This window comes from Alloalcanivorax xenomutans, assembly GCF_900217905.1.
GTDB lineage: Bacteria > Pseudomonadota > Gammaproteobacteria > Pseudomonadales > Alcanivoracaceae > Alloalcanivorax > Alloalcanivorax xenomutans.
This window is the reverse complement of the sequence record NZ_OBMO01000014.1, coordinates 26,832-49,418: the sequence shown is the minus strand read 5'-3', so window position 1 is coordinate 49,418 and position 22,587 is coordinate 26,832. Positions and strand designations below refer to the sequence as shown.

At 63.1% G+C, this 22,587-nt stretch carries 23 protein-coding genes; 19 read left to right on the top strand and 4 right to left on the bottom strand.

Annotated features, from left to right (window positions below; translation table 11 throughout):
- Positions 1-51: 51 nt before the first annotated feature.
- Together accA and tilS are read left to right on the top strand one after the other, a co-directional pair.
- Entirely contained in the window at positions 52-1,023 is a 972-nt protein-coding gene (gene accA, locus CRO06_RS12395) for an acetyl-CoA carboxylase carboxyl transferase subunit alpha (RefSeq protein WP_022994546.1), read from the top strand.
- Positions 1,023-2,291 (top strand): tRNA lysidine(34) synthetase TilS, encoded by a 1,269-nt coding sequence (tilS, locus tag CRO06_RS12390; RefSeq protein WP_097058557.1) that lies wholly within the window; start codon positions 1,023-1,025, stop codon positions 2,289-2,291. The genes accA and tilS overlap by 1 nt, the downstream gene beginning before the upstream one ends.
- Positions 2,292-2,392: 101 nt before the next feature.
- On the opposite strand, the gene CRO06_RS20070 is transcribed toward tilS, so the two are convergent.
- Positions 2,393-2,539 carry a hypothetical protein gene (locus tag CRO06_RS20070; protein ID WP_179746581.1) on the bottom strand — a complete coding sequence of 49 codons (147 nt, stop codon included), beginning with the start codon at positions 2,537-2,539 and terminating at the stop codon, positions 2,393-2,395.
- A 199-nt stretch (positions 2,540-2,738) separates the two neighbouring features.
- On the opposite strand from CRO06_RS20070, the gene CRO06_RS12385 reads away from it, so the two are divergent.
- Genes CRO06_RS12385 through CRO06_RS12335 form a run of 11 tightly spaced genes read left to right on the top strand, consistent with a single transcriptional unit; the run spans position 2,739 to position 12,451 of the window.
- Positions 2,739-4,364, top strand: coding sequence for a CTP synthase (locus CRO06_RS12385; RefSeq protein ID WP_022994548.1), 1,626 nt, complete (start codon positions 2,739-2,741; stop codon positions 4,362-4,364).
- 3 nt (positions 4,365-4,367) lie between these two features.
- Positions 4,368-5,216: a 3-deoxy-8-phosphooctulonate synthase gene (gene kdsA / locus CRO06_RS12380; protein ID WP_022994549.1), complete on the top strand. Its 849-nt coding sequence runs from the start codon at positions 4,368-4,370 to the stop codon at positions 5,214-5,216.
- A 25-nt stretch (positions 5,217-5,241) separates the two neighbouring features.
- Positions 5,242-6,531 (top strand): phosphopyruvate hydratase, encoded by a 1,290-nt coding sequence (gene eno / locus CRO06_RS12375; RefSeq protein WP_097058556.1) that lies wholly within the window; start codon positions 5,242-5,244, stop codon positions 6,529-6,531.
- A 43-nt stretch (positions 6,532-6,574) separates the two neighbouring features.
- On the top strand, positions 6,575-6,889 hold the full coding sequence (locus CRO06_RS12370; protein WP_026949951.1) for an FtsB family cell division protein: 315 nt from the start codon (positions 6,575-6,577) through the stop codon (positions 6,887-6,889).
- The gene (gene ispD / locus CRO06_RS12365; RefSeq protein WP_244902823.1) at positions 6,873-7,592 is read left to right on the top strand and encodes a 2-C-methyl-D-erythritol 4-phosphate cytidylyltransferase; all 720 of its coding nucleotides are present in this window, start codon (positions 6,873-6,875) and stop codon (positions 7,590-7,592) included. The genes CRO06_RS12370 and ispD overlap by 17 nt, the downstream gene beginning before the upstream one ends.
- Positions 7,589-8,071 (top strand): 2-C-methyl-D-erythritol 2,4-cyclodiphosphate synthase, encoded by a 483-nt coding sequence (gene ispF, locus CRO06_RS12360; RefSeq protein WP_097058554.1) that lies wholly within the window; start codon positions 7,589-7,591, stop codon positions 8,069-8,071. The genes ispD and ispF overlap by 4 nt, the downstream gene beginning before the upstream one ends.
- Positions 8,058-9,140: a tRNA pseudouridine(13) synthase TruD gene (truD, locus tag CRO06_RS12355; protein ID WP_244902822.1), complete on the top strand. Its 1,083-nt coding sequence runs from the start codon at positions 8,058-8,060 to the stop codon at positions 9,138-9,140. Before ispF ends, truD begins: the two co-directional genes overlap by 14 nt.
- Before the next feature lie 39 nt (positions 9,141-9,179).
- Complete coding sequence (locus tag CRO06_RS12350) at positions 9,180-9,839, top strand: protein-L-isoaspartate(D-aspartate) O-methyltransferase (protein ID WP_026949947.1); 660 nt, start codon at positions 9,180-9,182, stop codon at positions 9,837-9,839.
- Complete coding sequence (locus CRO06_RS12345) at positions 9,836-10,759, top strand: DUF368 domain-containing protein (RefSeq protein WP_097058552.1); 924 nt, start codon at positions 9,836-9,838, stop codon at positions 10,757-10,759. Before CRO06_RS12350 ends, CRO06_RS12345 begins: the two co-directional genes overlap by 4 nt.
- A 43-nt stretch (positions 10,760-10,802) precedes the next feature.
- A complete protein-coding gene (locus CRO06_RS12340; protein WP_233925873.1) occupies positions 10,803-11,540 on the top strand; it encodes a peptidoglycan DD-metalloendopeptidase family protein in 738 nt (245 codons plus the stop codon).
- Positions 11,537-12,451 (top strand): cation diffusion facilitator family transporter, encoded by a 915-nt coding sequence (locus CRO06_RS12335; protein WP_080530867.1) that lies wholly within the window; start codon positions 11,537-11,539, stop codon positions 12,449-12,451. The genes CRO06_RS12340 and CRO06_RS12335 overlap by 4 nt, the downstream gene beginning before the upstream one ends.
- 190 nt (positions 12,452-12,641) lie before the next feature.
- Here CRO06_RS12335 and CRO06_RS12330 read toward each other — a convergent pair whose 3' ends face one another.
- Both CRO06_RS12330 and CRO06_RS12325 read right to left on the bottom strand, forming a co-directional pair.
- Complete coding sequence (locus CRO06_RS12330; RefSeq protein ID WP_097058551.1) at positions 12,642-15,290, bottom strand: efflux RND transporter permease subunit; 2,649 nt, start codon at positions 15,288-15,290, stop codon at positions 12,642-12,644.
- Positions 15,291-15,384: 94 nt separating this feature from the next.
- A complete protein-coding gene (locus CRO06_RS12325) occupies positions 15,385-15,813 on the bottom strand; it encodes an SRPBCC family protein (RefSeq protein ID WP_022996811.1) in 429 nt (142 codons plus the stop codon).
- 242 nt (positions 15,814-16,055) lie between these two features.
- Between CRO06_RS12325 and CRO06_RS12320 the strand changes: the two genes are divergently transcribed.
- From CRO06_RS12320 to CRO06_RS12310, 3 genes are read left to right on the top strand one after another with little or no spacing between them, the layout of a single operon-like run.
- Positions 16,056-17,123 carry an AraC family transcriptional regulator gene (locus CRO06_RS12320; protein WP_097058550.1) on the top strand — a complete coding sequence of 356 codons (1,068 nt, stop codon included), beginning with the start codon at positions 16,056-16,058 and terminating at the stop codon, positions 17,121-17,123.
- A 55-nt stretch (positions 17,124-17,178) separates the two neighbouring features.
- Complete coding sequence (locus CRO06_RS12315; RefSeq protein WP_097058549.1) at positions 17,179-18,045, top strand: fructosamine kinase family protein; 867 nt, start codon at positions 17,179-17,181, stop codon at positions 18,043-18,045.
- Between the two features lie 38 nt (positions 18,046-18,083).
- Positions 18,084-19,250 carry a 4-phosphoerythronate dehydrogenase gene (locus tag CRO06_RS12310; RefSeq protein WP_080530871.1) on the top strand — a complete coding sequence of 389 codons (1,167 nt, stop codon included), beginning with the start codon at positions 18,084-18,086 and terminating at the stop codon, positions 19,248-19,250.
- On the opposite strand, the gene CRO06_RS20065 is transcribed toward CRO06_RS12310, so the two are convergent.
- Entirely contained in the window at positions 19,183-19,356 is a 174-nt protein-coding gene (locus CRO06_RS20065; protein ID WP_167321212.1) for a PA1571 family protein, read from the bottom strand. The two genes, CRO06_RS12310 and CRO06_RS20065, sit on opposite strands and share 68 nt — an antisense overlap.
- A 108-nt stretch (positions 19,357-19,464) precedes the next feature.
- Here CRO06_RS20065 and CRO06_RS12305 point away from each other — a divergent pair, with 108 nt between their 5' ends.
- The 3 genes from CRO06_RS12305 to ttcA all read left to right on the top strand — a co-directional run bounded on the left by CRO06_RS12305 (position 19,465) and on the right by ttcA (position 22,511).
- Positions 19,465-20,607, top strand: coding sequence for an ATP-NAD kinase family protein (locus CRO06_RS12305; RefSeq protein ID WP_097058579.1), 1,143 nt, complete (start codon positions 19,465-19,467; stop codon positions 20,605-20,607).
- Between the two features lie 194 nt (positions 20,608-20,801).
- On the top strand, positions 20,802-21,599 hold the full coding sequence (locus tag CRO06_RS12300) for an SDR family oxidoreductase (RefSeq protein ID WP_055100790.1): 798 nt from the start codon (positions 20,802-20,804) through the stop codon (positions 21,597-21,599).
- A gap of 42 nt (positions 21,600-21,641) precedes the next feature.
- Positions 21,642-22,511 carry a tRNA 2-thiocytidine(32) synthetase TtcA gene (gene ttcA, locus CRO06_RS12295; RefSeq protein WP_063139648.1) on the top strand — a complete coding sequence of 290 codons (870 nt, stop codon included), beginning with the start codon at positions 21,642-21,644 and terminating at the stop codon, positions 22,509-22,511.
- The last annotated feature ends 76 nt before the right edge of the window (positions 22,512-22,587 follow it).

The following is a 22,587-nucleotide window of genomic DNA, read 5'->3' as shown; positions in this document are numbered from 1 at the left end:
CTGTCATTGTATTGCGGCTACACTTGAGCGCACTGTGACAAGGGGTAGCACATGAATCCGAATTTCCTCGAATTTGAACAACCTATTGCGGAACTGGAAGCCAAAATCGAGGAACTGCGACTCGTAGGCACCGGCAGCGAGGTCAGTATCTCCGACGAGATCGCCAAGCTGCAGGAGAAGGGGATCGCGCTTACCGAGAATATCTTCAGCAAGCTGACCTCCTGGCAGATCTCGCAGCTTTCCCGGCATCCCAAGCGTCCCTACACGCTGGATTACGTCAAGCGCATTTTCGGCGACTTTGACGAACTGCATGGCGATCGCAGCTTTGCTGATGATCCGGCCATCGTTGGCGGCATCACCCGGCTGGACGACCGGCCGATCATGGTGATCGGCCACCAGAAGGGCCGGGAAGTGAAGGAAAAGGTACGCCGTAACTTCGGCATGCCCAATCCGGAAGGCTACCGCAAGGCGTTGCGCCTGATGGAGCTGGCTGAGCGGTTCCGGATGCCGATTTTCACTTTCATTGACACCCCTGGCGCTTTCCCCGGCATCGACGCGGAAGAGCGTGGGCAATCCGAGGCGATCGCCCGTAACCTGCGGGTGATGTCCCAATTGAAAGTTCCGATCATCGCCACCGTGATCGGCGAAGGCGGCTCTGGCGGCGCGCTGGCCCTGGGCGTCTGCGACCACTTGCAGATGCTCCAGTACAGCACCTATTCGACCATTTCCCCGGAAGGTTGCGCCTCGATCCTCTGGCGCAGCGCCGAAAAGGCGCCGGAAGCGGCGGAAGCGATGGGCCTGACCGCCAATCGCCTGCACGAACTGGGTATCGTCGATGAAGTGGTGCAGGAGCCGCTGGGTGGTGCCCACCGCGACTACGACCAGGCCGCCGACGCCGTGCGCCGCTCCCTGACCGCCGCGCTCAACAGCCTCGACGCTTTGGAGCAGCCGGAACTGATTCAGCGTCGCTACGAGCGCCTGATGAGCTACGGCAACTTCGTCAGCGACCCCGTGGATGAGTGATGTCCGACGCCGCCGTCCCCCGCGTGTCGGCGGCCCAGGCCCCGCCCGGGCCTCTGCTGCTGGCGTTCAGCGGCGGCCTTGATTCCTCCCTGTTGCTGCACCTGCTGGTGGAGGCCGGTCTCGGTCGCCGCCTGCGGGCACTGCACGTCAATCACCAATTGCAGGCACGGTCAGAGGACTGGGCGGCATTCTGCCGGACCCGGGCCGAGGCACTGGGCGTGCCGTTCGAGGAAATCCGGGTCAGTGTGCCCGCCGACGTGAACCTGGAAGCCGGCGCCCGCGCCGCCCGCTACCAGGCGCTGACCGAACGGGCCGCCGGCGCCACCGTGATCACCGCCCACCATCGCGACGACCAGGCCGAGACCGTGCTGCTGAACCTGCTGCGTGGCGCCGGCGTACAAGGGCTGGCGGCCATGTCCGAGCACTCCTGGCTGAACGGGTTGCCCCTGTGGCGGCCGCTACTGGCATTCGGGCGGGTGCAGCTGGAGCGCGAGGCTCGCCGCCGGGGTTTGGAGTGGGTGGAGGATCCCAGTAACGCTGATATCAGTCTGCGCCGGAACCGGCTGCGTCATGAGATCCTGCCCCGCCTGGCCGTCACCTGGCCGGGCGCCCCCGCGATCCTGGCTCGCACCGCCGGAGTGATGGCCGACGCCGCTGCCTTGCTGGACGAAAGGGCCGCCGAGGATGCGCGGGCGTTGGCGGCGGCAAGGGATCGGCTGCCCCTGGAGGGGCTGGCGGCGCTGAGCCGTGAACGCCAGGATAATGTGCTGCGTTGGTGGCTGGACCAGGCGGGGGCGCCGCCGCCGTCCCTGGCCGTCACCGGGCAGATCCACGGCCTGCTGCGGGCGCCGGCGGACCGGGAGGCCAGTGTGACGTGGGCCGGCCACACCCTGCGCCGCTATCGCGGTGATCTCTATCTGCTCCACGACCGTGACCTGCGGCCGCTCAGCGGACCTCTGGACTGGCGCCAAGGTCATGAGCCCCCGGATCCCGGCCTCTGGCGTCTGCTTCCGGGAGAAGGCGAGGTGACCCTGTGGGTACCTCCCGGTGATGTGCAACTGCGGCCTTTCGCCGGCGGTGAGCGTTTGCGCCGTCATGGGCAGCATCAGCAGGTCTCGGAGCTGTGGCGCGTGGCCGGGGTGCCGCCCTGGCGTCGCCGCCAATGGCCGTTGCTGTATCAGGAGGGTCAATTGGTGTCGGTGCCGATGATCGGCGTCGCCGATGGCGTGGACCGGCGCCGCTGCCGGCCGTGGCAGTTACGCTGGTAGACGGGCGCGGGCCACGAAGCCGTTTGCGCCCTTGCCGCCTTTTACGTTTTTACCCGTTTTCACGCCGCGACAGTGGTTCCCTGGCGGCAGCCGTTCTGTTACTATTTCGTCCCATCCTGACGTAGCCCAACTCCCTGATATTTCAGGAATACCGAGACCCGGCGGTACGTCCGTTCCAAGCCGAAACAGAACACACCTTTGCCCACCGCGGTGAGCAAAGGTATTTTTTTTGAGGTCATGTCATCCATGGCGACCTCCCTTCGGGCCATCGCTGGCACGATGTGAAAAATCGCTCCCGGCGATTTTTTGGTGTTTCGTTGGCGCTTTCTCACCTCCGGGGCTTGGGGCCTGGGGCAGGTTGTGGAAAGATCAGTGGCACGGTCGATGAATATGAAGTTGTCGGGACGGCTTGGGCACGTTCAATCCATGACTGATTCTGGTGGGTGCATGGCACGTTATATTTTTGTCACTGGCGGTGTGGTGTCTTCCCTGGGCAAGGGGATCACCTCGGCGTCCCTGGCCTCGTTGCTCGAGGCCCGTGGTCTGAAGGTCACTCTGATCAAGATGGACCCCTACATCAACGTGGACCCAGGCACCATGAGCCCCTATCAGCACGGGGAGGTGTTCGTCACCGAGGACGGCGCCGAAACCGACCTGGACCTGGGGCACTACGAGCGCTTCATCCGTACCCGGCTCAGCCGCCGCAACAGCTTTACCACCGGCCGCGTCTACCAGGACGTGCTGGACAAGGAGCGCCGCGGCGAGTACCTGGGGGCCACCGTGCAGGTGATCCCGCACATCACCGACGAAATCAAACTGAAGATCCAGGAAGGGGCCGGTGACGCCGACGTGGCCATCGTCGAGATCGGCGGCACCGCCGGCGACATCGAATCGTTGCCATTCCTGGAAGCGGTGCGGCAGATGCGTGTGGAACTGGGTTCCAGCCGTTCCTTGCTGGTGCATCTGACGCTGGTGCCGTACATCGCCACCGCTGGCGAGATCAAAACCAAGCCGACCCAGCATTCGGTGAAAGAGCTGCGTTCCATCGGCCTGCAGCCGGACATTCTGGTATGCCGTGCCGATAACCCGATTCCGCAGAGCGCCCGTGAGAAGATCGCGCTGTTCACCAATGTGGAAGCCCGCGCGGTGATCTCCTCGCCGGACTGCAAGAGCATTTACCAGGTTCCGCGTGGCATGCACGAGCAGGGGCTGGATGCCATCGTGGTGGAAAAATTCGGCCTTGATCTGCCGCAGCCGGACCTGTCCGAGTGGGACCGGGTGGTGGAGGCCCAATTGCATCCCCAGCACGAAGTCACCATCGGCATGGTGGGCAAGTACGTGGAGCTGGCGGACGCCTACAAGTCGCTCAACGAAGCGCTGATGCACGCCGGCATCGCCACCCATGCGCGCGTCAACATCCGCTATATCGACGCCGAGGACATCGAGCGTAACGGCACTGGTGAGCTGGCGTCGGTGGACGCCATTCTGGTGCCCGGCGGTTTCGGCGACCGGGGCACCGAGGGCAAGATCGCGGCGATCCGCTACGCCCGGGAAAACAAGGTGCCCTATCTGGGCATTTGCCTGGGCATGCAGTTGGCGCTGATCGAATACGCCCGCCATGTAGCCGGCCTGAAAGACGCCCATTCCACCGAACTGAGACCGGATACCCCGCAACCGGTGGTGGCGCTGATTACAGAGTGGACGCGCGAGGATGGCAGCAAGGAGCTGCGTTCGGAAACCTCCGACCTCGGTGGTACCATGCGTCTGGGTGGCCAGGAATGCGTGCTGGAAGAGGATTCCGTGGCGGCCCGGTGCTACGGCCGTTCTCATATCGTTGAACGTCACCGGCACCGCTACGAGGTCAACAACAACTATCTGCCGCAATTGGAAGGCGCCGGTCTGCGCATTGCCGGCCGCTCCCACGACGGCGAACTGGTGGAAGTGATCGAAGTGCCGGACCACCCGTGGTTCGTGGCCTGCCAGTTCCACCCGGAATTCACCTCCACGCCCCGCGACGGCCATGGTCTGTTCAAGGGATACGTGGAAGCGGCGCTGGCCCACAAGGAGAGTTAATCCGTGAGCAGCCAGATAACCATCCAGCTTGACGGTCTGCGCTTCGCCAATGACGCCCCGATGGCCTTGTTCGGCGGTATGAACGTGCTGGAATCCCGGGACCTGGCCCTGCAGGTGGCGGAGCATTACGCCCGTGTCACCGAAAAGCTGGGGATCCCCTGGGTGTTCAAGGCCAGCTTCGACAAGGCCAACCGCTCCTCCCTGCATTCCTTTCGCGGGCCGGGCATGGATGAGGGGCTGAAGATCTTCGAGGAGATCAAACGGACCTTCCAGTGCCCGGTGATCACCGATGTGCACGAGCCTTATCAGGCGGCACCGGTGGCGGAAGTGGCGGACATCATTCAATTGCCGGCGTTTCTCGCCCGGCAGACCGATCTGGTGGTGGCGATGGCAAAAACCGATGCCATCATCAACATCAAGAAGCCCCAGTTTCTGGCGCCCCAAGAGATGCGCCATATTCTGCACAAGTGCGAGGAAGCCGGTAACGACCAGCTGATCCTCTGTGAGCGGGGCTCCAGCTTCGGGTACAACAACCTGGTGGTGGACATGCTCGGCTTCGGCATCATGAAGGCCTTCGGTTATCCGGTGTTCTTCGATGTCACCCATGCCCTGCAAATGCCCGGTGCCCGCAGCGACTCCGCCGGTGGTCGCCGCGCCCAGGTGGCGGAACTGGCCCGTGCCGGTATCAGTCAGGGCATCGCCGGCCTGTTCCTGGAAGCCCATCCCGACCCGGACAACGCCAAATGTGATGGCCCCTGCGCCCTGCGTCTGGATCGCCTGGAGCCATTCCTGGCGCAGTTGCAAACCCTGGATAATACGGTCAAGGCATTCCCCGCCTTCGACAACGACTGAATTGAAATTCTGGAGTAACTCTCCCATGTCCAAGATCGTCGACATCAAGGCCCGCGAAATTCTGGATTCCCGCGGCAACCCCACTATTGAAGCCGATGTGATTCTCGAATCCGGCGCCAGCGGCAGTGCCTGCGCTCCCAGTGGTGCCTCCACCGGCTCCCGCGAAGCACTGGAACTGCGTGACGGTGACAAAGACCGCTATCTGGGCAAGGGCGTGACCCGGGCGGTGGGCAACGTCAATTCCGAGATCCGCGAACTGCTGGTGGGCCGCGATGCCGTCGCCCAACGTGAGCTGGATCAGTTGATGATCGACTCCGACGGCACCGACAATAAAGGCCGTCTCGGCGCCAACGCGATCCTGGCGGTGTCCCTGGCGACCGCCAAGGCCGCGGCGCAATTCCAGCAAAAACCGTTGTACGAATACATCTCCGATCTACAGGACGACGACAACGAGTACTCCCTGCCGGTGCCGATGATGAACATCATCAACGGTGGTGAGCACGCCGATAACAACGTCGACATTCAGGAATTCATGATCCAGCCGGTGGGCGCTCCCACCGTGGCCGAGGCCATCCGCTACGGCGCCGAGGTGTTCCACGCCCTCAAGAGCGTATTGAAAAAGCAGGGCCTGAGCACGGCGGTGGGTGACGAGGGCGGTTTCGCTCCGGACCTGCCCAGTAACGAAGCGGCCCTGGAAGCGATCATGAAGGCCATCGATCTGGCCGGTTACAAGGCCGGTGACGACATCACCCTGGCCCTGGATTGCGCCTCCAGCGAGTTCTACAAGGACGGCCAGTATGTGCTCGCCGGTGAAGGACGCAGTATGGACGCGGCCGGTTTCAGTGATTATCTGGCCGAGTTGTGTGACCGTTACCCGATCATTTCCATCGAGGACGGCATGGATGAATCCGACTGGGAAGGCTGGAAGATCCTGACCCAGACCCTGGGTAGCCGGGTGCAATTGGTGGGGGACGATCTGTTCGTCACCAATACCAAGATCCTCAAGCAGGGGATTGACCAGAACGTGGCCAATTCCATCCTGATCAAGTTCAATCAGATCGGTTCCCTGTCGGAAACTCTGGACGCCATCAAGATGGCCAAGGACGCCGGTTACACCGCGGTGATTTCCCACCGCAGCGGTGAAACCGCCGACACCACCATCGCCGACCTGGCGGTGGCCACCGCCGCCGGCCAGATCAAAACCGGTTCCCTGTGCCGCTCCGACCGGGTGGCCAAATACAATCGTCTGATCCGTATCGAAGAGGAATTGGGCCGTGCCGCCTACAAAGGCCGCAAAGAGTTCAAATTCCTGTGAGGAGTGACGGGCGGCCGGCGGCCGCCCGTGATGAGGATTGCCCATGAAACTGTCCCCGGCCCGCCAGGTCATGCTCGCCGTTCTGGCCTTGCTGCTGGTGGTACTGCAGGCGCGCCTGTGGTTCGGGGAGGGCAGCCTGCGCCATGTGGCGACCCTGAAAAAGGAGGTTCAGGCGCTCTCCGAACAAAACCAGACGCTCAGTGAACGGAATCGCCTGATGGCGGCGGACGTCCGTGATCTCAAGGAAGGCAGCGATGCGGTGGAAGAGCTGGCACGCAAGGATCTGGGCATGATCCGTGATGGCGAGACCTTCTTCCTGATCCTGGAACCGGACACACCCCGTGACGACAAGCGTTAAGCCTTTTCCTTTGTACGCGGTGGTGCCCGCCGCCGGTGTCGGCGCGCGTATGGGCGCCAGCCTGCCCAAACAATATCTGACACTGGAAGGGCGCACCCTGGCGGAACATACCCTGCAGCGGCTGCTGGCGTTCGCGCCTTTGTCCGGTGTGGTGGTGGCGGTGGCCGAGGGCGACCCCTGGTGGTCAAGATTATCACTCCATGATCATCCGCGTATCCGCACCGTCATCGGTGGCGCCAGTCGCGCCGAATCGGTGCGCGCCGGGCTCCAGGCGGTGCTGGAGCAGGCGCCGGATGCCTGGGCGCTGGTGCATGACATGGCGCGCCCTTTGGTGCGTCTGTCGGATATCCAGAAGCTGATCGAGGGCGTCGGAGAGCAGGGCGGAATCCTGGCCTGCCCGGTGGTGGATACCATCAAGCGGGCGGGCCCTGGCCAATGCATCGATGCCACAGTGGATCGCAATCTGATCTGGCGGGCCCTGACCCCGCAACTGTTCCCGGCCGCGGCCCTGGCCGAGGCGCTGGCGGTGCCGGATGACGCCATCACCGACGAAGCGTCGGCCATGGAAGCGCGTGGCTGGCGGCCCAGTCTGGTGGCCGGAAACGCCGACAACATCAAGATCACGGTACCGGAAGATCTGCCACTGGCGCGCTTTTATCTGCGCCGCCAGGGACTGGACTCCGGCCAGGAGGAGTCATCATGAGCCTGCGTATTGGTCAGGGTTTCGACGTTCACGCCTTCAGTGATGACGGCGATCACGTTGTCCTCGGCGGTATTCGCATTCCCCATGAGCGTGGCCTGAAAGCTCACTCCGACGGCGACGTGGCGCTGCACGCTCTCAGCGATGCGCTGCTCGGCGCCCTGGCGCTGGGTGACATCGGCCATTATTTTCCGGACACCGATCCGCGCTGGAAAGGCGCGGACTCCGCCGTCTTGCTGAAAGCGGTGCTCAAGGATGTCACCGGGCGAGGCTGGCGGCCGCTGAATCTGGATCTGACCATCATCTGCCAGCAGCCGAAGATCGCTCCCCATGTGCAGGCCATGCGTGAATGTATCGCCGACCTGATGGGGCTGGCGCTGGACGCGGTGTCGGTGAAAGCCACCACCACGGAACGGCTGGGCTTCACCGGACGGGGCGAAGGTATCGCGGTGCAGGCGGTGGTGTTGCTTGAACGAGACTGAGTTGAATGGCGCCATTTTGAACACCGTCGGCGCCCCGGCGCGGCCGCCGGCTCATGGCGCGCCGCTGGGGCGTGCCCTGATGCGGGAGCAGTTCGCGGACTTTCGCGTCGACGAGATCATGACAGTGACGCCGGAAGGAGAGGGCGAGCACCTCTGGCTGGAGATCGAGAAAACCGATTGGAATACCGAGGACGTGGCGTTGTGGCTGGCCCGGCAGGCCGGCATTCATCGTCTCTCGGTGGGCTACAGCGGGCTTAAGGACCGCCGGGCCATTACCCGCCAGTGGTTCAGTCTCCATCTACCCGGCAAACCGGACCCTGACCTGGACTGTCCGCCGGGGTTGAGGCTGTTGCAGGCTCGCCGCCACCGGCGCAAGTTGAATCGCGGCACCCATCGCGCCAATGCTTTCCAACTGTGTCTGCGTCAGGTCCAGGCGGATCCGGCGGCGCTGGCGGAGCGTCTGGCGCTGATCGCCCGCCTGGGCGTGCCCAACTACTTCGGTGAGCAGCGCTTTGGCCGTGACGACAGTAACTGGCAGCGCGGACTGGCGTGGCTGAGCGGAGAGGGCGAGGCACCTCGCAAACGCACCCTGCGCGGCCTGTGGCTGTCGGCGGTGCGCTCGGGGCTGTTCAATGCGGTGCTGGCGGAGCGGGTGCGTGGTGGCTGCTGGGACCGGCTGCTGGACGGCGACCTTTTACAACCGGACGGCAGCCGTGGATTATTCGCCGCCGCCGATGAACCGGACGCCGAAACCCGCTTGAGTGCCGGGGAAGTTCATCCCACCGGGCCTTTGCCCGGCGCCGGGGGCATGGCATCATCGGGCGCTTGCCAAGTATTGGAACAGACCGTGCTGGCCCCCTGGGCCGCGGTCATCGAGGGATTGGCGGGGCAGGGCGTCGACGCGGCCCGCCGCGCCACCCGCCTGCCGGTGTCCGGCCTCGACTGGGACAGCAGGGACGATACCCTGCATTTATCTTTCCGCCTGCAGGCCGGAGCCTTCGCCACCACCGTGCTGGCGGAGTTGCTGGAGACTCGCGGGCCGGAACGGCGCTCGCGGGAAAGGCTTTGATATCAGGGGGGCGTCTGGCCCCATTGGGATTTTTGTAGCATGACAGACCGACGAAGTGGGATTGGCATGACGTCCGCGCGTACCCGGGAACGGCTGATCAGCCGACTGAGGGAATCGGGGATCACCGATGAACGGGTACTGGAAGCCATTCGCGCCACGCCACGGCATTTGTTCGTGGACGAAGCGCTGTCCCATCAGGCCTACGACGATACCGCCCTGCCCATCGGCCACGGGCAGACCATTTCCCAGCCCTGGGTGGTGGCGCGCATGACCGAACTGCTGATCGAGCAGGCGATTCCGGAGAAGGTGCTGGAGGTGGGCACCGGCTGCGGTTATCAGACCGCGATACTGGCCGCCTTCGCCCGCCAGGTTTGTTCGGTGGAGCGGATTCGCCCTTTGCAGGATGCCGCCCGGCTGCGGCTGCGTGAGCTGGGACTGGCCAATCGGGTGCAGCTGCGTCATGCCGACGGCGGCTTCGGCTGGTCCTCGGCGGCACCGTTCGATGGCATCCTGGTGACCTGCGCCCGCCCGGATATTCCCGAGGAACTGCTTGCTCAGCTGGCCGAGGGTGGCCGTCTGGTGATGCCGGTGGGGGATCGCCAACAACGGCTGACCGTGGTGGACCGGCATGGTAACGAGTTGGTGTCGCGGGCGTTGGACCCGGTGCGCTTCGTGCCCTTTCAGAGAGGCGTGCAATGACCGCTTTGTTTCGCCCCGGCATTTACTGCCGGGGGATCGCCATGGGCGCGGCCGACGTGGTGCCCGGCGTTTCCGGTGGCACCCTGGCGCTGATCACCGGTATCTATGAGGAGTTGATCGCCACTCTGGGCGGGGTTCGTCCCGGTCTGCTCACGATCTGGCGACGGCAGGGGTTTGCCGCCTTCTGGCGCGCCGGCAACTTCACGTTCCTGTTTTCCCTGCTGGCGGGCATCCTTACCAGCATTGCCTTGCTGGCACGCTTGATCACCTGGTTTCTGGAACACCATCCGGTGCCAGTGTGGGCGTTTTTCTCCGGTTTGATCGCCGCCAGTATCCCGATGATTCTCAAGCCGCTGGTACGAAGAGGCCCCTCTCAATGGGCCGCCTTCCTGACCGGCACTCTGGCGGCGGTGGCGATTTCGCTGGCGCCGGGATTACACGGCGCTGGCACCGGCCCGCTGGTGTTTTTCCTGGGCGGTGCCGTGGCCATCTGCGCGATGATCCTGCCGGGCATTTCCGGCAGTTTTATCCTTCTTTTACTCGGGCTTTATGAGCCGGTTCTGCAGGCGGTGCGTGACGGCCAGTGGTCTTTGCTTGCCGCTTTCGCGGGGGGCTGCGCGGTGGGGTTGTTGAGCTTCGTGCATTTGCTGAAGTGGCTGTTGGGCCGTTACCACGACACAGTAATGGCGCTGCTTGGCGGCTTCATGGCCGGTTCGCTGGTCAAACTCTGGCCCTGGCGCCTCGGTGCCGAAAGTGGCCTCGGAGAGCGCTGGCTGACGCCAAATCAATACGCGCAGGCGACCGGCGAAGGGACGCAAATTCTTATCGCGGTGCTTGCTGCTTTATTGGGAATGGCCGTGGTCTGGCTACTTTCCCTGGCCGCACCTGTGCATAATGTCGCCAAGGAGACCACCGACTGAGAGCCTGTTCTTGCGCGTTTGGGTCCGTATATTCAGCTTCTGTATGGCTATGGCACTGCTGTTGGGCGGGTGCGCGGTAAGCAATCCGCCGCCGGTGGTTGACCTGTACGGCAAGTCATCCCGCTCCCAGCCGGTGACTTCCGGCAGCCATAAGGTGGCTCGCGGCGAGACCTTGTATTCGATCGCCTGGCGCTACGGCTGGGACTACAAGTCACTGGCGCGCGCCAATGGCATCAAGGCGCCTTACACCATCTACCCCGGACAAGTGATCCGTTTTTCCTCCCGCGCCGCGCCGGCACCAAAAAACCGTCCACGCAGTACCGCCTCAAGCAGCAAACCGGCGGCGAAGCCGGTCGTCAAACCGGTGGCTAAACCGGCCCCTCCAGCGGCCCCGAAAGTGGTCAGCAACGTGCGTTGGCGCTGGCCGGCGGATGGAGAGCTGGTGCAGCGCTTTTCCTCCGCTGGCAGCGGCCCTCGCGGTATCGCCATCGCCGGGCGTCGCGGCGCGTCGGTGGTGGCCGCGGCGGACGGGACGGTGGTGTATAAAGGGGTGGGGCTGACCGGCTACGGCAAGTTGCTGATCATCAAACATAATGATCGTTGGCTGAGCGCCTATGCTCATAACGATAACTTACTGGTGAAGGAGGGGGAGCAGGTGAAATCCGGTCAAAAAATCGCCACCATGGGGTCCAGTGGCACCTTCCGCACCCAATTGCATTTTGAGATCCGCCGGGACGGACAGCCGGTGGACCCGCTTCCTCTGTTACCGAAGAAACCATGACCGATCATTCCCACGCTTCCCATCGTTTACTGCTTCTTGCCGCCTCTGCTTCAGTGGCCGTGGCCATGGTGCTGATCGTGGTCAAGGCGCTGGCCTGGAGTGCCACCGGCTCGGTGAGCCTATTGGCCTCGCTGGTGGATTCGGCGATGGATTCGCTGGCCTCGCTGGTCAACTTCGCCGCCATTCGCTATTCGCTGGTACCGCCGGATAAGGAGCACCGTTTCGGGCACGGCAAGGCGGAGGCGCTGGCCGGGCTGGGCCAGGCGGTACTGGTGGCGGGCTCGGCGGTGTTTCTGGGGCGGGAAGCAATCCTCAAAATGCTGGATCCGCAACCGCTGGAAGCCACGGGGCTGGGCATTGGCGTGATGGTGTTTTCCATTGTCCTGACCGGCGCCCTGGTGATTTTTCAGCGCCACGTGATCCGCCGTACCGGCTCCACCGCGATCCAGGCGGACAGCCTGCATTACTTCTCCGATCTGGCGGTGAACCTGGGCATTATCGCCACACTGGTGATCGCCGGGTTCGGTTTCCCGGAAGCGGATGGCATCGTGGCGATGCTGATCGCGGTGTTCGTTCTGCGTTCCGCCTGGCATATCGGCTGGGAGGCCAGCCAGCTGTTGCTGGACCGGGAGGTGGAAGGGGATACCCGTGATCGTATTGGCGCCATCGTCGGAGCCCATACCGACGCGCTGGGGTTCCATGATCTGCGTACCCGTCTTTCAGGTCGCACTTTGTTTATTCAACTGCATGTGGACATGGACCAAACCATGTCATTGCTTGATGCCCACGCCCTTGGCGAGCGCATTCGTCTGGACATCCGCAAGGCGTTCCCCAACGCCGAGGTAATCATTCACCAGGACCCGGTACCGGGAGCGCCCCGGGTGCCAGTGGATGAACGTCGGGACGTCTGACGCCAGGAAAGGCTTATCGTGGTTCAGGGAAAACCGGGGCCCCAGCAGGGACAGCGGAGCCACGTTAGGCCTTTGCGGGAACGCCGTGAATACGTCCGTGTAGGCTCCCGGTCGAACGTCCGTGTTCGACAGGGTCCCGCAAAGGCCTAACGCGGCTCCGCTTCGAGGTAACCGGCAAGCGCAGGAGTCCTCACACCCTCAGTTTCGGTTTCACACTGATCAGCAAGGCCGGCAACAATGTCAGGTTGCTGAGCAACGCCACCAGCATGGCCAGGCCGGTGAGCAGCCCGAAATAGACGGTGGGATTGAAGTTGGAAATCGCCAGGATCGAGAAGCCGGCGATGATCACCAGAGAGGTATAGTACATCGCCTTGCCGATGGAGCCGTGGCAGCGATACATGGTGGCCACATAGTCGTTGTCCTTCGGCAATTCCTCATGGAACCGGTGTATGTAGTGGATGGTGTCGTCCACGGCGATGCCGATGGTGATCGCGGTAATGGTGATGGTCATCAAATCCAGCGGCAGACCGATCCAGCCCATCAATCCCAGTACCAGCGCCGCGCTGACCAGGCTCGGCACCATGCTGATCAATGCCACCGGCAACGAGCGGAACAGGATCAGCAACATCACCATGATCGCCACGAACACATAGCCGAGGGTCTTGATCTGGGAATCGAACAGACTTTGCAGCATGTTGTTATAGAGCACCATGGCACCGGTGAGGTGCACCTGCTCGGGCTGCAGATCGAACTTCTCCAGCAGATCGCCGCGAATCTTCTTGAGCAGGTCATCGCGATTGAGATTCTTGTCCGAATCGATCACCCGCACACTGATGCGTACCTGGCGGCCGTCCTCGGACATGTATGGATTCACCAGCTGTGAACGCAGATCATCGGGAATGAAGCTCGCCAGCAGCATCAACTGCATGTAACTGAGAGGGCCGCCATTGAGCTTTTCCGCCACCTGGTAAGTGGTGGCGATGGACAGCACCTTGCCGGTTTCCGGCAGGGACTTGAGATATTCCTCGATCTCGATCAACTGGCCAAGCCGGTGCGGGGTATACCAGTAAGCGTCGCGCAGACGGCGCTCACCGGCGGCAGCCTGTTTGAACGGATCGCCGCCATCGTCGGCACCGAAGGGATCGGCGCTGAATGAGTCGGTGTTGTCGTCGGCGAAGGGATCGCCCGCCTGATTGGCGCCGTCCGTGCCGAAGCCGTCGTCTCCGGCGGCGAAGGGATCCTCGTCCACCGCGCCGAAACCATCGTCGGACGCCGGCCCGGAGGAGGCGGTCTGGTTGTTTTGTGCTTTGGGTTCCGGTCTGGGCGGTGCATCAATGATGATGTCCAGTGGAGTGGTGCCACCCAGCTTGCGATCGATTTGCAGCATGCCCTGGTGGATTTCCGTGTCCTTCTGGAAGTAATCAATAAAGCGGTTTTCCACCGTCAGGCGGCTCATCCCCCACACCGCCAGGGCAATGATCACCAGCGCCGTCAGCAGTAGCGGCAGCCGGCTCTTTTCGGTGATGGTGGCGAAGCCCAGTGTCAACTTGCGGGTCAGGTCGCTACCGCCGGGGGCGGTGCCGGGCTGCAATGGCAACAGCAGGGCCGGGAAGGCCAGGAAACACACCACCAGCGCCACCGCCAGACCAATGGTCATCATCCAGCCGAAGTCGATCACCGGGCGGATGTCACTGATCACCAGGGAGGAGAAGCCGACCATGGTGGTCAGGATCATGTACACACAGGGCCGCATCATGTGAGCAGCGGTTTCCCGTACCAGCCAGGCCTGGGTCGCGGAAGGGTTTTCCTCGTGCAATTCCCGGTATCGCACGGTCAGGTGAATGGCGATGGACATGGTGATGATCAGCAACAACGAGATGTAGTTGCTGCTGATGACGGTGACCTTCCAGTCCATGAACCCAAGCCAGCCGGTGACGATCAGCACGGTGAGTCCACAGCAGACCAGTGGCACCACCACCCAGCGGGGGCGGCGGAAAATCAGAAACAGGGCCAGGATCAGAAAGACCAGAACGCCAATGCCGAAGATTTCCAGATCGGCGCGAATGAAGCTGACCATGTCACTGGCGATCATCGGCACACCGCCGAGGAACAATCCCGCCTGATCGCGGTATTGGTCCATGATGCCGCGCACCTGCTCGATACGCTGGGTGCTTTCCGCCTGCAGCTGGCTGCTGTAGTCGCTGAATTCCCGTGAGACCGTATCCAGCCGCTCCTCTTCTTCGGCGTTGAGCGTGCCTTCACGTCGCTTCTCGCGCAGTTCCGTACGTTGCGCCAGCAGATCGCGGTAATGCTGATCATCTTCCAGGGTCAGCAGCAGCGCGGTGGTGTTGCCGTCCCGGCTGACAAGAAGATCCTGATAGAGAGGGTTTTCCTTGGTGAATTCCTGCTTCGCCAGGGCCAGGTCGGTGTCCGGTTCAAGCAGGGTGCGGTAGCCGCTGGCCAGATCGGTGAATTCCACCTGCGGGCTGAACAGCAACGGCACATCCAGCATGCTGTAAACCGAAGCCACACGATCCACTTTCTTCAGACTGTCCTGCAACCGTGACAGGTGCTCCAGGGTGTCGCGCTGAAACAGGGGGCGATCCTTGGGGGTGTAGGTCACCACCAGAAAATCGCTGCCGCCATAGCGCTTGGCGATACCACGGTAATACTGCAGCGCCTGGTCGTTCTCCAGCACCAGAGAATCCGCCGAGGCATCCAGTTTGAAGTGCCGTGCCTGCCAGGCGGCGGTGGCGCTCAGCAAAGCCACGATCAGCAGCCAGAACAGCGGATGGCGCAGCACCACCCGGCAATAGCTCAAGAACAGTCGGTGGGTCATGGAACCTCTCGGACCGGTTATTATTAACAGCCTTCTAGGGCCTGTTCACGCTATTTGCATCCAGCAGGCGGGACGCAAATAGCGTGAACAGGCCCTAAAACATCGCCGCGAATTCGGCGGCGAAACGGCGATCAAAGCGATGAATCAGTTTACCGAAGGGGAGCGTGAGCAATGTCATGGCGCCCTCGGACCATTCTTCCTGATGCAACCGGCAGCCACCCTCGTCGTCGTCAATGAAGGAAAAGCGGTGCTGAATCCGTGCCAGCGGCAACGACAGTCCCCAACTGATGCGCTCGTTCTCCACCACTTCCAGTACCTTTACCGCCACCGGCGCGGGTGGCAGGCCGGGCAGGTCGATAACGAACAGCAGGGTGGCGCCGGGTCGCCATCCGCCGAACAATCTGGCATAGCGAACCACCGAACACCAGTCGGCCCAGTCGTCCACCCGGGTGAACAGGGAGAAAGCCTGACGGCGGGAGGCGGCGGTGTCGGTGACGTCGTCGATGAAATAGCGTTTCAGCATGGCAGGCTCTTCAGGGTTTGCGCCAAGATTACCTGTCGTGATGGATCGCGGCCAGTTCAGAGCCAAGGCGAATCGGGCCATTATCCACTGGAAACTTGACCGAGGGCCGCGTCCTGCCTAGCGTGAACAAAAAATCATAGGGAATGATTTCTGACGTCGCTTGCGACGGCCCGCAGGGGGACCGCCATGGATGGCAGTCATGAAAAATAACAAAGGCGAAAGCCACTACGTAAGGAAACCACATGGCGAGCAAATTGTTCCCGGCATCCAATCTGCCGGCGTTAATGGAGATCGCATTGCGTAGCCGCCTGGACGTGCAGGCGTTGTTTCAGAAAGCCGGGATCGACGCGGACATGGTCGGGCGCGCGGACTGTTATGTGCGCGTGGAGCAGATCGACACGGTGCTCAGCACCGCCTTTTCCGAAACCCGGGATCCGCTCTTTGGCCTGCATGTGGGCAGGGACAACCACTACGGTAATCTGGACATCATCGGCAACCTGATGGCGGCTTCCGCCTCCCTGGATCAGGGACTGGCGCTGCTGTTCCGCTACAAGGACCTGTTGGTGCCGTACCTGGGATTCGCCCTGCGCCACCAGTCCGATGCCGTGGCCCTGGAAGTGTTCCCGCATTATCCGGATCTGGCGTTCACCCAGACCCGCACCCACAACGAACTGGTGGTAGCCACCATCGTCGCCATCGGCCGCTCTCTCACCGGCGGGCGTTTCCCGGTACGGGAGGCGGCCTTCCGCCATCCGGCCCCGCCACCACCACAATTGAACGAATACCGAGCCTTCTTTCAGTGTCCACTGGTCTTCGAGGCGCCCTGTAATGCCGTGCTGTTTGATGAAGCGGCGTTGACCTCGCCGCTGCCTGGTGCCTATCCGGATTACCGGCGCCGTCTGGAACGCGCCGCGGATCGCCTGCTTGGCGCGCTGACCCGGGCGGCGGCGGTGAGCCTGCAGGTACGTGAGCGGCTGTATGAAACGCTGGGACAAGACGCCTGGTCGGTGGAAAAGGTGGCTTCCTCATTGAACATGACCACCCGCACGCTGCAGCGGCGACTGCGTCAGGAAGGGCTGCGCTTCGCCGACTTGCGCGACCAGGTGCGGCACGAGCACGCCTGCCGTAAACTGGTGGAACCGTGCTGTGACATGCAGCAACTGACCCAGGATCTGGGCTTTTCGGATATCGCCAATTTCTACCACGCTTTTCGCCGCTGGCAGGGTTGCGCGCCGGGGGAGTACCGGCGCCGGCAATTAACCGAACGGGCCCGCAACGAACGGATGGCGATCCATCAAATGGAGCGCTGACGCTGGTCCCTGGCGCGCCGGGGATTGATTGCCCGAACCAACAACCCGAACCATCATGATCGATATCGACACCGCCGCCCGGGAACTGGAAGTACTGTGGTCGCTGCCCGGCCGGGACTGCCGGCTGCAACCGCTTGGGCAGAGTGGTACCGGGCTCACCGCGATCATCCATACCCCGGCGCAGCGCTTCTTTCTTAAATGGATGCGCGATGGCGGCCCGCTGGAGGCGGAACAGGACGGTCTGATCCGGCTGGCGCCAGTGGTGAGAGTGCCGGGCTGGCGTTACCTTGGCCCGCTGGCGGGCGGGCAGGCTCTGATTCTGGAATGGCTGGAACTGGGGCAATCCCTTTCCCATGGACAATGGCGGGAGCTGGGCGAGCTGTTGCGGCGCCTGCATTCCGTGCCCGGTGAACAGTTCGGTTATCACCGCGATAACTGGATCGGCGCCAGCCGCCAATATAATGCGCCGTCGGCGGATTGGGCCACTTTCTTCGTCAACCAACGGCTGGCGCCACAATGGCGCTGGGCCTGTCAGCGCGGGCTGCCGGCGGCGGAGGCGGGCCAGGTGGAAGCGGTGATGGCGCTGGCCATGGATTGGCTCTCCGAAGTGACGGTGGCGCCGTCACTGGTGCACGGTGATCTGTGGTCCGGCAACCTGGGCACGCTCACCGACGGCACCGTGGTGCTGTTCGATCCGGCGGTGTACTACGGCCATGGGGAAGTGGATCTGGCCATGCTGGAACTGTTCGGTCCGGTGCCGGAAGAATGTCATCGCGGTTATGGTATCGACCCTCACGATCCCGCCGTGGTGCAGCGCAAGACGCTCTATAACCTGTATCATCTGCTCAACCACTTCGTGCTGTTCGGTGGCGGCTACCTCAATGCCATCACCCGCAGTTGTCGGACTTTGCTGTCCTACTGACAGCGCGATCCATGATGCCTTGTTGATGGTGTTGAGCTTTGACTCCCATTCGTATTGTCGCTGATGAAAACATGCCGGGGCTGGCGCCCTTTGAAGCGCTCGGGACGGTGCGCCGTGTGGACGGCCGCCGCCTTACCCGGATCGACCTTGCCGACACCGAGGTGTTACTGGTGCGCTCCGTTACCCGGGTGGACCGGGCGCTGCTGGAGGGCACCCCGGTGCGTTTCGTCGGCTCCGCCACCATCGGCACCGATCACGTGGACCGGGCGGCGCTCAAGGCCATGGGCGTGGCCTTCGCCCATGCGCCGGGTTGCAACGCCCGGGCGGTGGCGGAGTATGTGCTGCAGGCGCTGTTGCTGGCCTGCCGGGAACAGGGCAGGACCTTGCGCGACAGCAGCGTGGGAATTGTGGGTCTGGGGAACGTGGGCAGTCGGGTGGCGCAGTGGCTGAGCGCCCTTGGGGTAACGGTCCTGGCCTGTGATCCGCCGCTGCAACGGGCCGGAGCCGATACCGTGGTGCCGCTGACCGACCTGGATACGGTGCTGGCGGCGGATCTGGTTACCCTGCACGTGCCGCTGACTCGCCAGGGGCCGGATGCCACCTTCCATATGCTCGACCGGGAGCGCTTGTCGCGTCTCGGCCCCCGGCAAACGCTGCTCAGTACCTGCCGGGGCGCGGTGATCGACAACCAGGCGTTGCGGGAGAGACTGACGGACGCCGACGCGCCGCTGGTGCTGCTGGACGTCTGGGAGGGGGAGCCACGAATCGATGCCGGGCTGCTGACGCGGGTGCGCCTTGGTTCCCCGCATGTGGCCGGCTACAGCGTGGAAGGGAAGTGGCTGGGCACCGCCATGCTCCACCAGGCCTTCCGCCTGTGGCGAGGGGAAAGCGCCGGGGTTCCGGTGATGGCCGGGGAGCGGCCGATACTGGAACACCCGGTGGCGAACGAGGGTGATCTGCTGACGTTGTTAAGGCGGGCGTACCGGATTGACGATGATGACCGACGTCTGCGTGCCAGCGTCGATGATATCGACCCGGGGAGGGCGTTCGACGCCTTGCGGCGCGACTATCCGCCGCGCCACGAACTGCACCACTGGCGTCACCGCGGAGAGGCGACGCCGGCGCTGGGCGCCTTGCTCAGCCTGCTTTTCGATCCGCCTGGCGCGGGTAGCGCCATGCCTGCTCCAGCTCTCGACAGGCCTTGAGAATCATCGCTTCGGTGATCGGAATCTCGCGTCCCTGTTCGTCCACCAGGGCGGCGTCGTTGAAATCTCCGGATCCCGGCGAGCGGGAGAGGGAAGTGCGGCTCATGGTAGTCTCTCCGTTAATCCGACCCTCCATGGAGGGCTGACCTTTGGGTTCGGGGTGATCTCCCCCGGCACGGCCATTCTTGTTGTTGGATATGATGATTTTATGACGATGGACGAAAAATCCCCGCTAACCGTGGGGGTACTGGTCAATCCGTTCGCCGGCATCGGCGGTGCCGTCGGCCTGAAAGGCAGTGACGGTGCCGAAACCCGTGCCGAGGCCCTGCGCCGGGGCGCACGGCCGATGGCGGTGGAGCGCATGACCCGGGCCCTGCAAGCGCTGGGACCGGCGGCGCGGCCGCTGCGCTGGTTGACCTGGGGCGGCGACATGGGCGAACACAGCTGCCGGGACGCCGGTCTCCAGGCGGAGATCGTGGGACAGTCGCCGCGGGCCAGCGAAGCCGAACACAGCCGCGAGGCGGCGGCGGCTCTGGTGGCGGCCGGTGTCGACCTGCTATTGTTCGCTGGCGGTGATGGCACCGCCCGGGATCTGGTGGACGCGGTGGGGCAGCGCATCCCGGTGCTGGGCGTGCCGGCCGGCTGCAAAATGCATTCGGCGGTGTACGCGGTGAACCCGGAAGCCGCCGGCCACTTGCTGGCGGACTTGCGCGATGGTGGGCTGGTGGCGCTGCAGGAAGCGGAGGTCCGTGACATCGACGAAGAGGCGTTCCGCCACGGTGAGGTCCGCGCCCGTTACTATGGCAGCCTGATGGTGCCGCAAGAGGGGCGCTACCTGCAGCAGGTGAAATGTGGCGGCCGCGAAGTGGAGGACCTGGTGGTCACCGAAATCGCCGCCTGGGTCATCGACACGCTGGAGGATGACGTTTATTACCTGGTTGGCTCCGGTTCCACCGTGGCGGTGGTGATGGAACAACTGGGACTGCCGAATACCCTGCTCGGGGTGGATATCATCCGCAATGGCGAGGTGGTGGCGGCCGATGTAGGCGCCGAAGCGATCCTGGAATGTATCGGCGAAGCGCCGGCGCGGGCGCTGCTGACCGTGATCGGTGGTCAGGGGCACTTGTTTGGCCGTGGCAATCAGCAGTTCAGCCCGGCGGTGATTCGCCGTCTCGGTAAGGACCGCGTCCAGATCCTCGCCAGCCGGGGTAAACTGGCCACTCTGGAAGGGCGCCCATTGCTGGTGGACACCGGTGACGCCACACTGGATCAGGAACTGTGCGGACTTTGGCCGGTGACCAGCGGCTATGAGGATACGTTACTGTATCGGGTGGCGCTGGACGCCGGTGATGCGTAAATGGTCGGGCGCCAGAACTAAAAGGCTGCTGTAGGAGCTTGCCTTGCAAGCGAATTCGGCATCCGGCGCAAACGATTCGCTTGCAAGGCAAGCTCCTACAGTGGCTTCGAACTCCCTCTGTAGGAAGCTGCTTTAGTAGCGATGGCGTGCCAGCGTGTTGCGTGTAAGCGCTTTTCAAAACAAAGAGGATTGAGATGATGGCTTCCCTGGCGGATCAGGTGATCTGGATTACCGGCGCCTCCTCCGGGATCGGCGAGGCGCTGGCGGCGGAATACGCCCGCTATGGCGCCCGGCTGGTGTTGTCCGCCCGTCGGCGGGAGGAATTGGAGCGAGTTCGCGACGCCTTGGTGAACGCCGACCAGCACCTGGTTCTGCCGCTGGACCTGTCCGACGTCGACGCCATGTCGGCGGCGGTGGAGCAGGTCATGGCCCGCTTCGGGCGGCTGGATCAGGTGGTGCACAACGGCGGCATCTCCCAGCGTTCGCTGGTGCGTGACACCGGCGTGGCGGTGGATCAGCGCATCATGGCGGTGAATTACTTCGGCGCGGTGGCGCTGACCAAGGCGGTGCTGCCGGTGTTCCGGGCGGCCAAAGCCGGCCGTTTCGTGGTGGTGACCTCGCTGGTGGGGGAACTGCCGACGCCGCTGCGATCCGCCTACAGCGCCAGCAAACACGCCTTGCACGGTTTTTTCGAGGCGCTGCGGGCGGAAGAGTACGATGAGGGGATCCGGGTCACTCTGGTCATGCCCGGTTTCATCCGTACCCAGGTATCGGTGAACGCGCTGGTGGGCGACGGTTCCGCCCAGGGCACCATGGACGCGGCCCAGGAGCAGGGCCTGGCCGCCGAGGAGTGCGCCCGGCGGGTGGTGGAGGCCGTGCAGCGTGGCCGCGATCAGGTTATCATCGCCGGCCGCGAGCGCATGGGCGTGTATCTGAAACGATGGTGTCCGCCGTTGTACCGCCGCCTGATCCGCAAGATCAAGGTCACCTGACCCCTTAACTCACCAATCCGCAGAGCCCGTTCAGAGGTTGCCATGGCAAGCGTCACCGACAGTCTCGATGCCAAGCATCGCACTCACTTCAACAAGCTGCAGAAGAAATTGCGGCGGGAAGTGGGCAAGGCCATCGCTGATTACAACATGATCGCCGACGGCGACAAGGTGATGGTGTGTCTGTCCGGCGGCAAGGATTCCTACACCATGCTGGAGATTTTGCGCAATCTGCAGCTTTCCGCGCCGGTCAGCTTCGAGCTGGTGGCGGTGAATCTGGATCAGAAACAACCGGGTTTCCCGGAGCACGTACTGCCGGATTACCTGGAGAAGGAAGGGGTGTCTTATCACATCCTGGAGAAGGACACTTATTCCATCGTCAAGGAAAAGGTGCCGGAAGGAAAAACCACCTGTGGGCTCTGTTCACGGCTGCGACGGGGCAGTCTGTATGGGTTTGCGGAGGAGATCGGCGCCAACAAGATCGCCCTGGGCCACCACCGTGACGACATCGTCGAGACCCTGTTCCTGAACATGTTCTTCGGCGGCAAGATGAAAGCCATGCCGCCGAAGTTGCGCAGCGACGACAACAAGAACGTGGTGATCCGCCCGCTGGCCTACTGCCGGGAAAAGGACATTGTGCGCTTCGCCCGCTACAAGGATTTTCCGATCATTCCCTGTAACCTGTGCGGTTCCCAGGAGAATCTGCAGCGCCAGACCATCAAGGAAATGCTCAACAACTGGGATCGTGAGCATCCCGGCCGTATCGAGAGCATCTTTTCCGCGATTCAGAATATCGCCCCCTCCCAACTGGCGGACACCCGCCTGTTTGACTTTGAACACCTGGAAGACGGCGTGCAGCGAGCAGGGCAGCAAGCCCACCGTCTGGATGTGGTCAACTTGTTCGGCGGCCATTGATCGGCCTGACCGGTGCGTCACGCCGGAAACGGTTGATGGCATGAATCATGGCGGTGTTTCGGGTAAAATGCCGCCG

Excerpts from the sequence above, each read along its gene's own strand:
- CRO06_RS12325 (WP_022996811.1), bottom strand. The coding sequence starts at position 15,813 with ATGCTGAAACGCTATTTCATCGACGACGTCACCGACACCGCCGCCTCC.
- ttcA (WP_063139648.1), top strand. The coding sequence starts at position 21,642 with ATGGCAAGCGTCACCGACAGTCTCGATGCCAAGCATCGCACTCACTTC.
- CRO06_RS12320 (WP_097058550.1), top strand. The coding sequence starts at position 16,056 with ATGGCGAGCAAATTGTTCCCGGCATCCAATCTGCCGGCGTTAATGGAG.
- CRO06_RS12315 (WP_097058549.1), top strand. The coding sequence starts at position 17,179 with ATGATCGATATCGACACCGCCGCCCGGGAACTGGAAGTACTGTGGTCG.
- CRO06_RS12385 (WP_022994548.1), top strand. The coding sequence starts at position 2,739 with ATGGCACGTTATATTTTTGTCACTGGCGGTGTGGTGTCTTCCCTGGGC.
- CRO06_RS20065 (WP_167321212.1), bottom strand. The coding sequence starts at position 19,356 with ATGAGCCGCACTTCCCTCTCCCGCTCGCCGGGATCCGGAGATTTCAAC.
- CRO06_RS12370 (WP_026949951.1), top strand. The coding sequence starts at position 6,575 with ATGAAACTGTCCCCGGCCCGCCAGGTCATGCTCGCCGTTCTGGCCTTG.
- CRO06_RS12340 (WP_233925873.1), top strand. The coding sequence starts at position 10,803 with ATGGCTATGGCACTGCTGTTGGGCGGGTGCGCGGTAAGCAATCCGCCG.
- ispF (WP_097058554.1), top strand. The coding sequence starts at position 7,589 with ATGAGCCTGCGTATTGGTCAGGGTTTCGACGTTCACGCCTTCAGTGAT.
- accA (WP_022994546.1), top strand. The coding sequence starts at position 52 with ATGAATCCGAATTTCCTCGAATTTGAACAACCTATTGCGGAACTGGAA.
- CRO06_RS12350 (WP_026949947.1), top strand. The coding sequence starts at position 9,180 with ATGACAGACCGACGAAGTGGGATTGGCATGACGTCCGCGCGTACCCGG.
- CRO06_RS12330 (WP_097058551.1), bottom strand. The coding sequence starts at position 15,290 with ATGACCCACCGACTGTTCTTGAGCTATTGCCGGGTGGTGCTGCGCCAT.
- CRO06_RS12335 (WP_080530867.1), top strand. The coding sequence starts at position 11,537 with ATGACCGATCATTCCCACGCTTCCCATCGTTTACTGCTTCTTGCCGCC.
- CRO06_RS20070 (WP_179746581.1), bottom strand. The coding sequence starts at position 2,539 with ATGGATGACATGACCTCAAAAAAAATACCTTTGCTCACCGCGGTGGGC.
- CRO06_RS12305 (WP_097058579.1), top strand. The coding sequence starts at position 19,465 with ATGGACGAAAAATCCCCGCTAACCGTGGGGGTACTGGTCAATCCGTTC.
- CRO06_RS12300 (WP_055100790.1), top strand. The coding sequence starts at position 20,802 with ATGATGGCTTCCCTGGCGGATCAGGTGATCTGGATTACCGGCGCCTCC.
- eno (WP_097058556.1), top strand. The coding sequence starts at position 5,242 with ATGTCCAAGATCGTCGACATCAAGGCCCGCGAAATTCTGGATTCCCGC.
- tilS (WP_097058557.1), top strand. The coding sequence starts at position 1,023 with ATGTCCGACGCCGCCGTCCCCCGCGTGTCGGCGGCCCAGGCCCCGCCC.
- CRO06_RS12345 (WP_097058552.1), top strand. The coding sequence starts at position 9,836 with ATGACCGCTTTGTTTCGCCCCGGCATTTACTGCCGGGGGATCGCCATG.